Raw genomic sequence first — 14004 nt, 5'->3', positions numbered from 1 at the left:
GCCGGGTGCATGGCAGACTTGACGGGCGGTCCCGGGCAGAGTCCGGGGTCGTGGTCCGCCGTGGTGTAATGGCAGCACGACAGCCTTTGGAGCTGTGAGGTTCAGGTTCGAGTCCTGGCGGCGGAGCATGACGGAGAACACACTCGACGACGCGCTCGCCGTGGTCATCCTCGCCGCGGGGCAGGGCACGCGGATGAAGTCCGCCCTTCCGAAGGTCCTGCACCGCATCGGCGGTCGCCCGCTCGTCGGGCACGTGCTCGACACGGCGCGCGACCTCGCCCCCGCCCACGTCCTCGTCGTCGTGCGCCACGAGCGCGACCAGGTCGCCGACGCCGTCCTCGGAGTCTCGCCGGAGGTCGTGGTCGTCGACCAGGACGAGATCCCCGGCACCGGCCGTGCCGTCGAGGTGGCACTGGACCGTCTCCCCGGCTTCACCGGCGACGTCCTGGTCCTCAGCGGCGATGTCCCGCTGCTGGACTACGACACGCTCGAGGCGCTCGTCCGCAGCCACCGGGACGGCGCCGCCGCGGCGACGCTCATGACCGCCATCGTGGAGGACCCCACCGGCTACGGACGCGTCATCCGCGACGCCGAGGGCGGCGTCGACCGGATCGTCGAGCAGAAGGATGCTACCGCGGACGAGGCCGCCACCCGTGAGATCAACGCGGGTGTCTACGTCTTCCAGGCGACGGCGCTGCGCACCCAGCTGGCCCGCGTCGGCACCGACAACCTGCAGGGGGAGAAGTACCTCACCGACGTCATCGGCCTGCTCCGCCGCGACGCGCTGGCCGTCGCCGCCTCCATCGCCCCCGATGTGTCGCTGACCCTCGGCGTCAACGACCGCGCCCAGCTCGCCGAGGCCGGTCGTCTTCTGAACGCGCGCACCGTCCGCCGCTGGCAGCTCGAGGGCGTCACGATCCAGGACCCCGCCACGACCTGGATCGACGTCACCGCGACGCTCGCCGCGGACGTCACGGTGCTCCCCAACACCCACATCCTGCGCGCGACCGTCGTCGCCGCCGGCGCGACGATCGGACCCGACACGAGCCTTGTGGACTGCGAGGTCGGCGAGGGCGCCACGGTCCGGCGCACCGACGCGACGCTCGCCGTGATCGGCGCCGCGGCGACCGTGGGTCCCTTCGCCTACCTCCGCCCGGGCACGCAGCTGGCCGCAGGCGGCAAGATCGGCACGTTCGTGGAGACCAAGAACGCGACCATCGGCGAGGGCAGCAAGGTCCCGCACCTGAGCTACATCGGCGACACGACGATCGGCCGCGGAGTGAACCTCGGCGCCGGCGCCATCACGGCGAACTACGACGACATCGCCAAGCACCGCACCGAGATCGGCGACGAGGTGCACTCCGGGTCGCACAACGTGTTCGTGGCGCCCGTTAGGATCGGAGATGGCGCGAAGACAGGCGCCGGTGCGGTCATCCGCAAGGATGTTCCGCCCGGAGCGCTCGCTTTGAGCGTCGCCCCTCAGCGCAATGTCGAGGGGTGGGTCGAGAACCACCGACCGGGGACGGGCGCTGCGGATGCGGCGGCCCGGGCTCGCTCAGCACAGGAAGCGGACGATGTCGCGCAAGAAGAACAAGGTTGATCTCGACGTGGAACGCGGAATCGCCCCCGGCCTCGTCGCCAAGACCAAGAAGCGCCTCGTCGTCGCCTCGGGACGCTCGCACGAGGCGCTCTCCGTGGCCGTCGCCGACGCCCTCGGCACGGAGCTCGTCCCCACGGAGCACCGCACGTTCGCGTCCGGGGAGATCCTGACCCGGTTCGAGGTCTCCATCCGCGGCTGCGACTTCTTCCTCATCCAGTCGTTCGGCCCGCCGGTCAACGAGTGGCTCATGGAGACGCTCATCATGCTCGACGCCGCCAAGCGCGCGTCGGCGAAGCGCATCACCGTCGTCGCCCCGTACTACCCGTACTCCCGACAGGACAAGAAGGGCCGCGGCCGCGAGCCGATCAGCGCGCGCCTCGTCGCCGACCTGCTGCGCACCGCCGGCGCCGACCGCGTCATGAGCGTCGACCTGCACGCCGCGCAGATCCAGGGCTTCTTCGACGGCCCCGTCGACCACCTCTTCGCCAAGCCCGTGCTGCTGGAGTACTTCCAGAAGAACCTGTCCGCGGCCGACCGCGCCAAGCTCACCGTCGTCTCTCCCGACACCGGCCGCGTGCGCGTGGCCGACACGTGGTCGGACAGCCTCGATGCGCCGCTCGCGATCATCCACAAGCGCCGCGACCCGAACGTCGCCAACCAGGTCACCGTGAACGAGATCGTCGGCGACGTGCAGGGGCGCGTGTGCCTGCTCGTGGACGACATGATCGACACCGGCGGGACGATCGTGAAGGCGGCGCAGGCGCTGAAGGCGAACGGCGCCGACCGTGTCATCGTCGCCGCGACCCACGCGATCTTCAGCGACCCGGCCGTCGAGCGTCTCCAGGATGAGGCCATCGACGAGGTCGTCGTCACCGATACGGTGCCGATCCCGGACGAGAAGATCTTCCCCGGCCTCACGATCCTCCCGATCGCACCGCTGCTGGCGCGCGCGATCAAGGAGGTCTTCGAGGACGGCTCCGTCACGAGCATGTTCGACGGCGCCGCGTAGCCGGTCCTAGACTCCGGGCATGGCCACGGTCCCCACCGACCTCTCTCTCACCAGAGCCCACGCCCGCCCGATCGCCGACGTCCTCACCTCCCTGCGGGCGGAGGACACCGGGCTCACCGGCGACGAGGCCGCCGCGCGCCTCGAGGCGGTCGGCCGCAACGTCCTGCCGGAGCCGAAGCGCACGCCCGCGTGGCTGCGGTTCCTCGGACACTTCAACGACACCCTGATCTACATCCTGCTGGCCGCCGCCGCGATCAAGGCCATCATGGGCGACTGGCTGGACTTCTGGGTCATCGTCTCCGTCGCGATCATCAACGCCGTCATCGGGTACGTGCAGGAGGGGCGCGCCGAGAAGGCGCTCGCCGGCATCCGCGGGATGCTGTCGGCCGACGCGAGCGTCCGCCGCGACGGCGGGTGGACGACGATCCCCGCCGCGGAGCTCGTCCCGGGAGACCTCGTACGGCTCGCGCCGGGCGACAAGGTCCCCGCCGACCTCCGGCTCACGCAGGCGCACCAGCTGCGGATCGACGAATCCGCGCTGACCGGCGAATCGGTGCCGTCCTCGAAGCAGGACGAGCCGGTCGCGGAGTCCGCCGGCATCGGCGACCGCGCCTGCATGGCCTTCTCCGGCACGATCGTCTCGGGCGGTCAGGGGCGGGGCATCGTCACGGGCACCGGCGCCGGCACCGAGATCGGGAAGATCCAGGCCCTCGTCGGCGACGCCGGCAGCCTCGCGACGCCGCTCACCAAGCAGCTGGCCGCGTTCGGGAAGGTGCTGACGCTCGTCATCCTCGGGATGGCGGTCGTCATGCTGCTCATCGGCAAGTACCTCCACGGCATGGAGCTCGGCGAGCTGACGTCCGCGACCATCGGCTTCGCGGTCGCCGCGATCCCGGAGGGCCTGCCGGCTCTCGTCACGATCACGCTCGCGATCGGCGTGCAGCAGATGGCGCGCCGCCGCGCCATCACCCGCAAGCTCCCCGCCGTCGAGACCCTCGGCTCCGTCACGACGGTGTGCTCGGACAAGACCGGGACGCTCACGAAGAACGAGATGACGGTGCGCCGCCTCGTCACCCCGCTCGGCCGGTACGAGACGACCGGTCTCGGCTACCAGCCCGACGGCGACATCCTCGACGAGGACGGCGACCTCGCCTCCGGGCGCGACCTCGCCGCACTCCTGGCAGCCGGAACCCTCTGCAACGACGCGCACATCGTGGCGGACGGCGAGGGCTGGATGCTGGTCGGCGAGCCGACGGAAGGGGCGCTGAAGGTCGTCGCGCTCAAGGGCGGCGCCACCGGGGAGGCCGCGCGCCGCATCGGCGTCGTCCCGTTCGACTCCGCGCACAAGTTCATGGCGACCCTCAACGAGTCGCCGGACGGCGCGCGCGCCATCCTCGTCAAGGGCGCGCCCGACCGGCTGCTGGATCGCTCGCTCACCCAGCGCGGCGCCGACGGCTCCGCGCCCCTGGACCGTGCGTTCTGGGAGCAGGCCGTCGACGAGCTCAGCGCGCAGGGCCTCCGTGTGCTCGCGGGCGCCCGCAAACCCACCCGCGCGGCGGAGGTCGCGATGGACGACCTGCAGGACCTGGAGTTCCTGGGGTTGTGGGGGATCCTCGACCCGCCGCGACCGGAGGCCATCGAGGCGATCGCGGACTGCCACGCCGCCGGCATCCGGGTCAAGATGATCACCGGCGACCACGCCGGCACGGCGCTCGCGATCAGCCGGGAGATGGGCCTGGTCGGCGCGGAGGGCGACGTGCGCGTCCTCACCGGCGGGGAGCTGGAGGCCCTCAGCCAGGAACAGCTCAAGGATGTCGTCCGGGACGTCGACGTGTACGCCCGCACGAGCCCGGAGCATAAGATCCGAATCGTCCGCGCGCTGCAGTCGCACGGCGAGGTCGTCGCGATGACCGGCGACGGCGTGAACGACGCCCCCGCCCTGACCCGGGCCGACGTCGGCGTCGCGATGGGCATCAAGGGAACCGAGGCGACGAAGGAGGCGGCGGAGATCGTCCTGGCCGACGACAACTTCGCCACCATCCGCAGCGCCATCCGCGAGGGCCGGCGCATCTACGACAACCTCCGCAAGTCGGTGGTGTTCATCCTCCCGACCAACGGCGCGCAGTCCCTCGTCATCCTCATCGCCGTCGTCTTCGGACTCACCCTGCCGCTGACCCCGGTCCAGGTGCTGTGGGTCAACATGGTCACCGCCGTGACCCTGTCGCTCGCCCTCGCCTACGAGCCCGCCGAGGCGGGCATCATGACCCGCCCGCCCCGCCGCCCCGGCGGCTCGATCATCTCGATGCGGGAGCTCGGCTTCGTGCTCGCGGTGTCCTTCCTCATCGGCGGGGCGACGCTCGCGATCTTCGGGATCGTCGTCGCGGCCGGCCACGACGTCGTCTACGCCCGCACGGAGGCCGTGACGATGCTCGCCCTCGGGCAGCTGGCGTTCCTCTTCAACTGCCGGTTCCTGTCGCGCTCCAGCCTCACGACACAGGTGCTCCGCGGCAACCCGGTGATCTGGTGGTCGGCGTTGGCGCTCATCGTCTTCCAGCTGATCTACACCTACGTCCCGTTCATGAACGCGCTGTTCGACTCCCGGCCGCTCGCGGCACAGGACTGGCTCCTGCCGCTCGCGCTGTCCGTCGTGATCTTCCTCGTCGTCGAAGTGCTGAAGTGGCTCCGCCGGCGGTGACCGCCGCCGACCTCGCCGCGTCCGCGTTCCGAGGAACCGCATAGGTTGGTCCGTGAGGATGCCGGAACCGCCTGCCGAGAGGACCGCCATGATCCGTACCACCGCTCTGCCCCGCCGCGCCGCCGTCGCCGCAGCCGTCTCCGTCGCCGGCCTCGCCGCACTCGCGGGCTGCGCCGGCACGACCTCCGCCGCGACGGACGACCCGAGCGACGCCGGGAGCACCCCGCGGGAGACCGGCAGCGCCGGCGCCGCGACGTACGCCGACGGCACCTACTCCGCGGACGGTTCCTACATCGACGGGGGCGGGACGCTGGAGACCATCGCCGTCACCGTCACCCTCGCCGGCGACGTCATCACGGACGTGGAGGTGACGGGCGACCCGCAGAACCCGGAGTCCGGGCGGTACCAGTCCGAGTTCATCGGCGGCATCGCCGACGAGGTGCTCGGCAAGGACATCGACGAGATCTCCGTCGACCGCGTCGCCGGCTCGTCCCTCACCAGCGGCGGTTTCAACGACGCGCTGGAGGCCATCCGGTCCGAAGCGTCGGCGTGACGCCGGGCGCCTCCTCCGGCTGGGAGTTCGAGGCGATCGGCACGCGGTGGCACGTGCAGACCGCTGCGCCCGTCCCGGAGGCGGTGCGCGCCGAGGTGCGCGCGCTCATCGAGGAGTTCGACCGCGCGTGGTCGCGGTTCCGCGCCGATTCGCTCGTGACGGCGCTGGCCCGCGGGGCCGGAGCCGTCCCGCTCCCACCGGACGGCCCCGCGATGCTCGACCTCTACGCGGCGCTCTCCGCGACGACCGCCGGCGCCGTGAACCCGCTCGTCGGCGCCGCGCTCGCTCGGCGCGGCTACGACGCGTCGTACGGCTTCGACGACGCGGGGGCGGAGGCGGCGCCGGCCGACTGGACCGACCGGCTCGGGTGGGCGGACGGGATGCTGACCCTCACCGTGCCGGCAATCGTCGACGTCGGCGCGCTCGGGAAGGGCCGCCTCGTCGACCTCGTGGCGGCGGCCGTCGACGGCCCCGTCGTCGTCGACGCGAGCGGCGATCTCGCCGTGCGGGGGACGGCCCAGCGGATCGCGCTCGAGCATCCCTACGACCCCGCCCGCGCCATCGGCGTGTGGGAGGTGACCGATGCCGCGCTCTGCGCGTCGGCCGTCAACCGGCGCGCGTGGGGCGCGGGCCTGCACCACGTGCTGGATGCGCGGACGGGGGAGCCGGTCCGGACGATCGCGGCGACGTGGGCGGTCGCCGGTGCGGCGATGACGGCGGATGCCGCGGCGACGGCGCTGTTCTTCGACGGCGGGCCCGCGTTCGCCGCCGCACAGGACGTGTCCTGGGTGCGGATGACGACCGACGGGCGCGTCGAATGGTCGCCGGGATGCCGCGCCGAGCTGTTCCTGAGGGCCGATAGCGTGGACTCATGAGCGGACTGACTGCCCTGTGGAACCGTGCGTTCGCCGTCATCGGACGCGTGTCGATGTATCGCCTCGTCGTGTTCGCGCTCGCCGCCCTGGGCGCCATCGCCCTCGTCCTGACGTTCTTCGGCGTCGTGGCCCCGACGCCGCTCGAGCTCGTCGTGACGTGGCTCGTGCTGGGTGCGGCCTGCGCCGCCACCGACGCCGTCGCGCACCGCATCCTGCACCGCTCGTGGCGGTGGGAGTCCTCGCTCATCACCGTCCTCATCCTGCTGTTCGTGCTGCGCCCGACGCTCGAGCCGTGGGAGCTCGTCGGAATCGCGATCGCGGGGATCGTCGCCTCCGCCTCGAAGTACGTCCTCGCCTGGCAGGGCCGGCACATCTTCAACCCCGCCGCCGTCGGCGCGGCGTTCCTGACGATCCTCAGCGTGTGGCTCCCCGCGCTCGGTGCATCCTCGTGGTGGGTGGGGTCGCCGTTCCTCGCCGGTCCCGTCATCGTCTTCGGGCTGATCGTGCTGCTGCGCACCGAGAAGATCCGCGTCATCGCCGTCTTCCTCGTCGTCGCGGTCGCCGTCGCCGTGATCCGGGCGTCCGCCGAGTTCCAGCAGGCCGGGCTCGCCTTCGACCTCGGCACCGTGTTCTGGCAGATCCTGTGGTCCTCGCCGTTCCTGTTCCTCGGCGCCTTCATGCTCTCCGAGCCCCTCACCCTGCCGCCCCGCCGGAGGCAGCAGTTCCTCGTCGCGGCGGTCGTCGGTGTGCTCGCCGGCTGGCCCCTGGCGATCGGCGAGGTCACGCTCGGGCAGGAGCGGGCGCTCCTGGTCGGCAACCTGGTCGCGTTCGCCTTCGCCGTCCGCTCGGCCGTGCGCCTCACCCTCGTGGAGCGTCGCGCCCTGACCCCGACCGTCCGGGAGCTGACGTTCCAGGCCAAGCGAGGGCTGCGGTTCGCGCCGGGTCAGTACCTCGAGCTGGAGGTGCCGCACCCCCACCCGGATGCCCGCGGGACGCGCCGGGAGTTCAGCATCGTCAGCTCCCCGGAGGAGCTGCCGCTCGTGAAGATCGCACTCCGCGAAGGGTCGCAGTCCAGCTACAAGAAGGCCCTCGCCGCCCTCGGGACGGGGGAGACCCTGTCGGTGACGGGGGTGTGGGGTGACTTCGTGCTGCCGCAGCGCGCCGGCGCGCCCGTGCTCATGGTCGCCGCCGGCATCGGCGTCACGCCGTTCGTCTCGCAGCTGCGACACACGCGGCTCGCTCAGGAGGACCGGGACATCGTGTTCGTGTACGTCGCGTCGGATGCCGAGGAGCTGGCGTTCCGCGACGATCTCGAGGCCTCCGGGGTCCCCGTCATCGTGTTCACCCGCACCGAGCCGGCGCACCTCCCCGCGCACTGGCGCTGGGCGAAGGGCGTGCGGCTGGACGCCGACGGACTGCTGCAGGTCGTGCCGGACATCGCCGCCCGGCACGCCTACATCTCCGGCCCGCCCGCGCTCATCGCCGACCTGGCGCCGGCGCTGGAGAAGGCCCGGTCGATCACGACCGACGCGTTCTCCGGCTACTGACCGGCTGACCGGGCGGTCAGGCGGGCGGGTCGGCGGGACGCGCCGGGAGGCGCACCTCGAACGTCGTCGATCCCGGGACGCTCTGGACCGTGATGGTGCCGTGATGGGCGTCCACGATCGCCTTGGCGATGGAGAGCCCGAGACCCGTGCCGCCGGTCTGCCGGGCGCGGGAGGCGTCGGCGCGGGCGAACCGCTCGAACAGGCCGCCGGCGAACGCCGGATCGATGCCGGGCCCGTCGTCGTGCACGCGGAGCACGGCGCTGCCGCCGGAGGCCGTGACGGTCGTCGTGACGTGCGTGCCGGCCGGCGTGTGCACGCGCGCGTTCGCGAGGAGGTTCGCGGTCACCTGATGCAGCCGTGCGGCGTCGCCGGCGACGACCACCGGCGCGTCGTCGACCTCCAGCGCCCACTCGTGGTCGGGGCCGGCGGCCCGTGCGTCCGCGACGGATTCCACGGCGAGACGCGTGAGGTCCACGGCCCCGTACACGAGCTCCTTCCCCTCGTCCAGGCGCGCCAGCAGCAGCAGGTCCTCCACGAGCGTCGTCATCCGCAGCGACTGCGCCTGGATGCGCTCGAGCGCCTGCTCGGTGTTCTGCGCCGCGGCCTCCGCGAGGGCGCGGCTCTCGCCGGTGGCCTCGCGGCTCTGCCGGATGCCGCGCAGCGACAGCTCCGAGTAGCCGCGGATGGAGGCGAGGGGCGTCCGCAGCTCATGACTGGCGTCTGCGACGAACGCCCGCATCCGCTCCTCGTTGCGCTGGCGCGCCGTCAGTGACGAGCCGACGTGGTCCAGGAGCGTGTTCAGCGCGGCGCCCACCCGCCCGATCTCGGTGCGGTCGTCGGCCTCCTCCGCGGGCACCCGCTCGGCGATCGTGACGTCGCCTTCGGCCAGCGGCAGCGCCGCGACCCGCGTCGCGGTGTCGGCGACGGCGCGCAACGGCGCGAGCGAGCGCCGGATGACGAGGGCCACCGCGACGGCGAGCAGCAGGAGGCCGCCGATCGTGACGAGGAGGATCGTCGTCAGGATCTCCGCGAGGGTCGATTCCAGCTCGCTGAGGGGGAGCCCCGCGATCCCGGTCACCGTTCCCGCCGTGAACGGGGTGACCCGGTAGCTGCCCAGTCCGGGGACCCGCACGGTGGAGAACCCGCGCGTGGCGGCCTCCGCTCGGAGCGCGTGGATCTGGGTGGAGGTGAGGGGCGCGACCTCTAGGTCGTCGTCGGCGACGATGACGGCGCCGGAGACCCCGTCGAACGGCGAGTCCACGAGGAGCAGGTAGCCGTCGGTCTGGGGGCCCTGTGAGAGGGCCTCGTCGGCGCGGCGCACGTTCTGCAGGGGGCCGGGCTCGAACAGCTGCAGCTGGCGGGTTGTGGCCTCCAGGTTGGCGTTCAGCGACTTCGACAGCGCGTCGCCCACGCCGGCGCCGATCGCGACGGCGCTCCCCACGAGGATGAGGGCGACGATGCCGATCACCGTCGCCATGAGACGCGCCTGCAGGCTCCAGGGCCGGCGCGGCGTCCTCGTGCGGGTCCGCTCGCTGACCGGGTCGTTCACTGCGGCGCTTTGATCATGTAGCCGACGCCGCGCACCGTGTGGATGAGCGGCTCCCGGCCGGCATCCAGCTTCTTGCGCAGGTAGGAGATGTACAGCTCGACGACGCTCGAGCGTCCGCCGAAGTCGTAGTTCCAGACCCGGTCGAGGATCTGCGCCTTGGATACGACGCGACGCTGATTGCGCATGAGGAAGCGCAGCAGCTCGAACTCGGTGGCCGTCAGCTCGATCTCGGTGCCGGCGCGTTCGACCTCGTGCGAGTCCTCGTTGAGGGACAGGTCGCCGACGCGCAGGATCGGGTCGGCCCCGCCGGCGGTCGCGGTGCCGGCGCGGCGCATGAGGCCGCGGAGGCGCGCGACGACCTCCTCGAGGCTGAACGGCTTCGTGACGTAGTCGTCGCCGCCGGCCGTGAGACCGGCGACCCGGTCGGCGACGGCATCCTTGGCGGTGAGGAAGAGCACCGGCACGTCGTTGCCGGAGTGGCGCAGCCGCTGCAGGACCGCCATCCCGTCGAGGTCCGGCATCATGATGTCGAGCACCATGGCGTCCGGGTCGAACTCCCGCGCGGCAGCCAGCGCCTCGAACCCGGAACCGGCCGCCTTGACCTCCCAGCCCTCCATCCGCAGCGCCATGGAGAGCAGGTCGGTGAGCATCTGCTCGTCGTCGACCACGAGGACGCGGAGGGCGGAGCCGTCGGCGCGGCGGAGGGCAGGGGCGGCGGTGGTCATGTCCTCCATTGTGACCGCGACGCTATGGGGTTCCTATGGGCGTCGCTATGCGCTCACTGTGAATCTCGGGTTCCCCACCGGGATTTCCATAGGCGGTTCATGAAATGCGCTGGGGGATCCCATGAACGCCGTCCCTAGCGTCGTCCCGGCGGCGTGCGGTGCGCCGAGAAGGAGACCCATGTACTGGACGTATCTGCGCCGGGAGCTGTCCGGCCGGAAGAAGCAGACCGTGATCGTCGCGACCGGACTCGCGATCGCGATCGCGCTCGTCATCCTCGTCAACGCCCTGTCGGCGGGCGTGCGGGACGCGCAGGCCGAGGCGTTGGCGTCGGTCTACGGCGTCGGCACCGACCTCACCGTCACGGGCGCGCCGACCGAGCCCGGAGAGGGCGGCCGCGGCGGTCCGCAGTTCGACTTCGACGAGGATGCCGGCGCGACCGGGGAGGACGGGACGACGAACCTCCGTCAGTCGCGGCTGAGCGTCGGGTTCGGTCGCAGCACACTGGACGCGGCCACGCTCGACACCGCCGCCGGCGTGGACGGCGTGGCGGCCGTCGCGGGGGCGCTCAGCCTCACGAACTCGACGTTCTCCGGGGAGCTTCCGCAGCGGCCCGCCGACGGCGCCGACGCGGGGCAGGCCCCGGCCGAGGGAGACCAGCCGCCGGCGCAGGACGGCGGGGGCGGCTTCGGCGGCGGCTCCTTCGGCGTCGACTCGTTCAGCGTGCTCGGCGTGGACGCATCCACGGCCGTCGTCGGCCCGCTGTCGGCCGTGACGGCGACGGACGGGCGGATGCTGGACGCCGGTGACGACGGTCAGAACGTCGCCGTCGTCGACGCGACGTACGCGGCGTCGGCCGACCTGGCCGTCGGCGACACGATCGACGTGGCCGGCAGCGAGGTCGAGATCGTCGGCATCGTGTCATCGTCCACCTCCGCGGCCGACACCGCCGCGAACGTCTACCTCCCGCTCGATGTCGCGCAGGAGCTCGCAGGCGCCGGCGACGTCGTCTCCACGATCTACCTGCAGGCCGCCTCGTCGGAGGACATCTCCGGCGTCCAGGAGGCGCTGCAGGAGGCACTGCCGGACGCGACGGTCAGTTCCCAGTCCGACCTGGCCGCCACCGTGTCGGGGTCCCTCGCCAGTGCCGGGTCCCTCATCTCGAGCCTCGGCACGTGGCTATCCGTCATCGTCCTGGCCGTCGCCGTCGCACTCGCCGTGCTGCTGACCCTCTCCGGCATCTCCCGCCGCACGCGGGAGATCGGCACGCTCAAGGCCATCGGCTGGTCCGACCGGCGCGTCATCGGACAGATCGCGGGGGAATCCCTCGTCCAATCGCTCATCGGTGGGGCAGCGGGCATCGTGCTCGGACTCGCCGGGGTCGCCGCCGTCAACCTCCTCGCGCCGACCATCTCCTCGGCGCCGGCCGCGACCGGTATGGCCGGGGGACCGGGAGGGATGCCCGGCGGTCCGGGCGGCGCGATGCCGGGCGGGGCCGCGCTCACCCAGGGGGCGAGCGACATCGTCCTGTCGGCCCCGCTGTCGCTCGGCATCATCCTCGTCGCCCTGGGGCTGGCGGTCGCCGGCGGCCTCGTCGCCGGCGCCGTCGGCGGCTGGCGCGCCGCACGGCTCCGCCCCGCCGAAGCGCTCCGCGCGATCGCCTGACCCCTCGCATCCCCGAAGAAGGAACAGCACATGACCAGCACCGACACCGTCGAACCCGCACCGGCGTACCGCCTGACCGGCGTCACGAAGACCTACCGCGCGAAGGGACGCATCGTGCACGCGCTCACGGGCGTGGACGTGGAGATCGCCACCGGCGACTTCGTCGCGATCCTGGGTCCGACAGGCGGGGGCAAGTCCACCCTCCTGCAGCTGCTCGGCGCGCTCGACACCCCCACCGACGGCCACGTCCTCCTGGACGGCACCGACCTCGCCGCCGCCCGGCCCGGGGCGCTCGGCGCTGTGCGCGCGGCAGAGATCGGCTTCGTCTTCCAGGGGTTCAACCTCATGCCCACGCTCACGGCTGCGGAGAACGTCGACATGGGACTGGAGCCGCTGCGGCTGGACCGCGCGGAGCGCGACGAGCGTGTGCGGGAGGCGCTCGCCCGCGTCGGTCTCGCCGACCGCGCCGATCACCGGCCGGGGGAGCTCTCCGGCGGGCAGCAGCAGCGCGTCGCGATCGCCCGCGCGATCGCCAAGCGCCCGCGGGTGCTCCTGGCCGACGAGCCGACCGGCAACCTCGACGAGTCGATGCGCGACGAGATCCTGACCGTCCTGGAGCAGCTGAACGCGGAGGGCCTCACCCTCGTCGTCGTGACGCACGACTCCGCCGTCGCGCGGCGTGCGCGGCGCCGGCTGCGGCTGGACCGCGGGACGCTCACCGACATCACGCGCTGACGCGCGGACCGCCCTCGCCCCGCGCGTAGGGTGTGCGTATGGCGACAGCGCGCACCGTGGTCTACGTCCGCGGCGAGCGGGTCCGGGAGGGGATCTCCCCGGCGGAGGGTCTCGCCCTCGCCCGGGAGCAGGACGGGATGCTGTGGGTCGGCCTGCAGGGGCCGACGCCCGAGGAGGTCGTCGCCCTCGGCGAGGAGCTGGGCCTGGACCGTCTCGGCATCACGGAGATGACCCGTACGCACCAGCGCTCCAAGCTCGACCACTTCGGCGACCTGCTGTTCCTCGTCCTGCAGCCGGCGGAGTACGCCGACCGCACCGAGAGTGTGCACTGCCACGAGGTGGATGTCGTCGTCGGCGACCATCTCGTCTTCGCGGTCTCCGCACATCCCGCCGTGGACCTCGAGCGCATGCGGGCTCTCCTCGAGCAGTACCCGGACATCGTCACGCGGGGGCCGTACGCGGTCCTCTGGGCGGTCTGCGAGTACGTCACCCGCGGGTACCGCGACGTCATGGACGGCATCGAGAACGACATCGACGAGATCGAGGAGGAGCTCTTCGGCGACGAGGAGGATGTCTCCCACCGGATCTTCGCGCTCCAGCGCGAGGTGATCGACCTCCACCATGCGACGGCGCCTCTCGCCGAGATCATCGAGCGCCTCGGACGCGTCGTCGCGAAGAAGCAGGGTGTCTCGTCGGTCGCACCGTTCGCCGAGGTCGCCGACCGCGCCCGCTACATCGACGGACGCGTCGCGGCCTTCCGCAGCACCCTGGACAGCGCGCTCACGATCCACGCGACGCTCGTCGAGCAGCGCCGCAACGAGCAGATGCGCGAGATGACCCGGGTCAGCCTCGAGCAGAACGACCAGGTCAAGAAGGTCTCCTCGTGGGCCGCCATCGGGTTCGCGCCCACGCTCATCGCCGGGGTGTACGGCATGAACTTCCGCTTCATGCCGGAGATCGACCAGCCCTGGGGCTATCCGTTCGCCCTCGCGCTCATGGTCGGCGTGAGCGTGGCCCTGTACGTCGTCTTCAAGAAGCGCGACTGGCTCTGAC

The 14004-nt window shown here is 72.1% G+C and carries 11 protein-coding genes and 1 tRNA gene; 10 read left to right on the top strand and 2 right to left on the bottom strand.

What is annotated here, in order from left to right; all coding sequences use genetic code 11:
- Positions 1-54 precede the first annotated feature (54 nt).
- From MSA03_RS01840 to MSA03_RS01810, 7 genes are all read left to right on the top strand, one after another.
- Positions 55-126: transfer RNA gene (locus tag MSA03_RS01840), tRNA-Gln, on the top strand.
- 1 nt (position 127) lies between these two features.
- A complete protein-coding gene (glmU, locus tag MSA03_RS01835) occupies positions 128-1600 on the top strand; it encodes a bifunctional UDP-N-acetylglucosamine diphosphorylase/glucosamine-1-phosphate N-acetyltransferase GlmU (RefSeq protein WP_147049419.1) in 1473 nt (490 codons plus the stop codon).
- Positions 1575-2609: a ribose-phosphate diphosphokinase gene (locus tag MSA03_RS01830; RefSeq protein ID WP_147049418.1), complete on the top strand. Its 1035-nt coding sequence runs from the start codon at positions 1575-1577 to the stop codon at positions 2607-2609. The genes glmU and MSA03_RS01830 overlap by 26 nt, the downstream gene beginning before the upstream one ends.
- A gap of 19 nt (positions 2610-2628) precedes the next feature.
- Complete coding sequence (locus tag MSA03_RS01825) at positions 2629-5304, top strand: HAD-IC family P-type ATPase (protein WP_028495162.1); 2676 nt, start codon at positions 2629-2631, stop codon at positions 5302-5304.
- 88 nt (positions 5305-5392) lie between these two features.
- Positions 5393-5857, top strand: coding sequence for an FMN-binding protein (locus tag MSA03_RS01820; protein ID WP_147049417.1), 465 nt, complete (start codon positions 5393-5395; stop codon positions 5855-5857).
- The gene (locus MSA03_RS01815) at positions 5854-6732 is read left to right on the top strand and encodes an FAD:protein FMN transferase (RefSeq protein WP_147049416.1); all 879 of its coding nucleotides are present in this window, start codon (positions 5854-5856) and stop codon (positions 6730-6732) included. Before MSA03_RS01820 ends, MSA03_RS01815 begins: the two co-directional genes overlap by 4 nt.
- On the top strand, positions 6729-8279 hold the full coding sequence (locus tag MSA03_RS01810) for an FAD-dependent oxidoreductase (RefSeq protein ID WP_147049415.1): 1551 nt from the start codon (positions 6729-6731) through the stop codon (positions 8277-8279). The genes MSA03_RS01815 and MSA03_RS01810 overlap by 4 nt, the downstream gene beginning before the upstream one ends.
- Before the next feature lie 16 nt (positions 8280-8295).
- Here MSA03_RS01810 and MSA03_RS01805 read toward each other — a convergent pair whose 3' ends face one another.
- Entirely contained in the window at positions 8296-9828 is a 1533-nt protein-coding gene (locus MSA03_RS01805; RefSeq protein ID WP_307725220.1) for a sensor histidine kinase, read from the bottom strand.
- Positions 9825-10553 carry a response regulator transcription factor gene (locus MSA03_RS01800; protein WP_028495166.1) on the bottom strand — a complete coding sequence of 243 codons (729 nt, stop codon included), beginning with the start codon at positions 10551-10553 and terminating at the stop codon, positions 9825-9827. Before MSA03_RS01800 ends, MSA03_RS01805 begins: the two co-directional genes overlap by 4 nt.
- Positions 10554-10731: 178 nt before the next feature.
- Here MSA03_RS01800 and MSA03_RS01795 point away from each other — a divergent pair, with 178 nt between their 5' ends.
- From MSA03_RS01795 to MSA03_RS01785, 3 genes are read left to right on the top strand one after another with little or no spacing between them, the layout of a single operon-like run.
- The gene (locus MSA03_RS01795; protein ID WP_147049414.1) at positions 10732-12216 is read left to right on the top strand and encodes an ABC transporter permease; all 1485 of its coding nucleotides are present in this window, start codon (positions 10732-10734) and stop codon (positions 12214-12216) included.
- Positions 12217-12246: 30 nt separating this feature from the next.
- Positions 12247-12951, top strand: coding sequence for an ABC transporter ATP-binding protein (locus MSA03_RS01790; RefSeq protein ID WP_147049413.1), 705 nt, complete (start codon positions 12247-12249; stop codon positions 12949-12951).
- Positions 12952-12989: 38 nt separating this feature from the next.
- Positions 12990-14003 carry a magnesium and cobalt transport protein CorA gene (locus MSA03_RS01785; protein ID WP_170245435.1) on the top strand — a complete coding sequence of 338 codons (1014 nt, stop codon included), beginning with the start codon at positions 12990-12992 and terminating at the stop codon, positions 14001-14003.
- The last annotated feature ends 1 nt before the right edge of the window (position 14004 follow it).

The organism is Microbacterium saccharophilum, from assembly GCF_007992455.1.
Taxonomy (GTDB): domain Bacteria; phylum Actinomycetota; class Actinomycetes; order Actinomycetales; family Microbacteriaceae; genus Microbacterium; species Microbacterium saccharophilum.
Note: the sequence above shows the minus strand (reverse complement) of the source record. Positions and strands in the feature narration are given on the sequence as shown.

Bases quoted from the DNA above. Each gene is read 5' to 3' on its own strand.
- glmU (WP_147049419.1), top strand. From the start codon at position 128: ATGACGGAGAACACACTCGACGACGCGCTCGCCGTGGTCATCCTCGCC.
- MSA03_RS01830 (WP_147049418.1), top strand. From the start codon at position 1,575: ATGTCGCGCAAGAAGAACAAGGTTGATCTCGACGTGGAACGCGGAATC.
- MSA03_RS01825 (WP_028495162.1), top strand. From the start codon at position 2,629: ATGGCCACGGTCCCCACCGACCTCTCTCTCACCAGAGCCCACGCCCGC.
- MSA03_RS01820 (WP_147049417.1), top strand. From the start codon at position 5,393: ATGATCCGTACCACCGCTCTGCCCCGCCGCGCCGCCGTCGCCGCAGCC.
- MSA03_RS01810 (WP_147049415.1), top strand. From the start codon at position 6,729: ATGAGCGGACTGACTGCCCTGTGGAACCGTGCGTTCGCCGTCATCGGA.
- MSA03_RS01800 (WP_028495166.1), bottom strand. From the start codon at position 10,553: ATGACCACCGCCGCCCCTGCCCTCCGCCGCGCCGACGGCTCCGCCCTC.
- MSA03_RS01795 (WP_147049414.1), top strand. From the start codon at position 10,732: ATGTACTGGACGTATCTGCGCCGGGAGCTGTCCGGCCGGAAGAAGCAG.
- MSA03_RS01790 (WP_147049413.1), top strand. From the start codon at position 12,247: ATGACCAGCACCGACACCGTCGAACCCGCACCGGCGTACCGCCTGACC.
- MSA03_RS01785 (WP_170245435.1), top strand. From the start codon at position 12,990: ATGGCGACAGCGCGCACCGTGGTCTACGTCCGCGGCGAGCGGGTCCGG.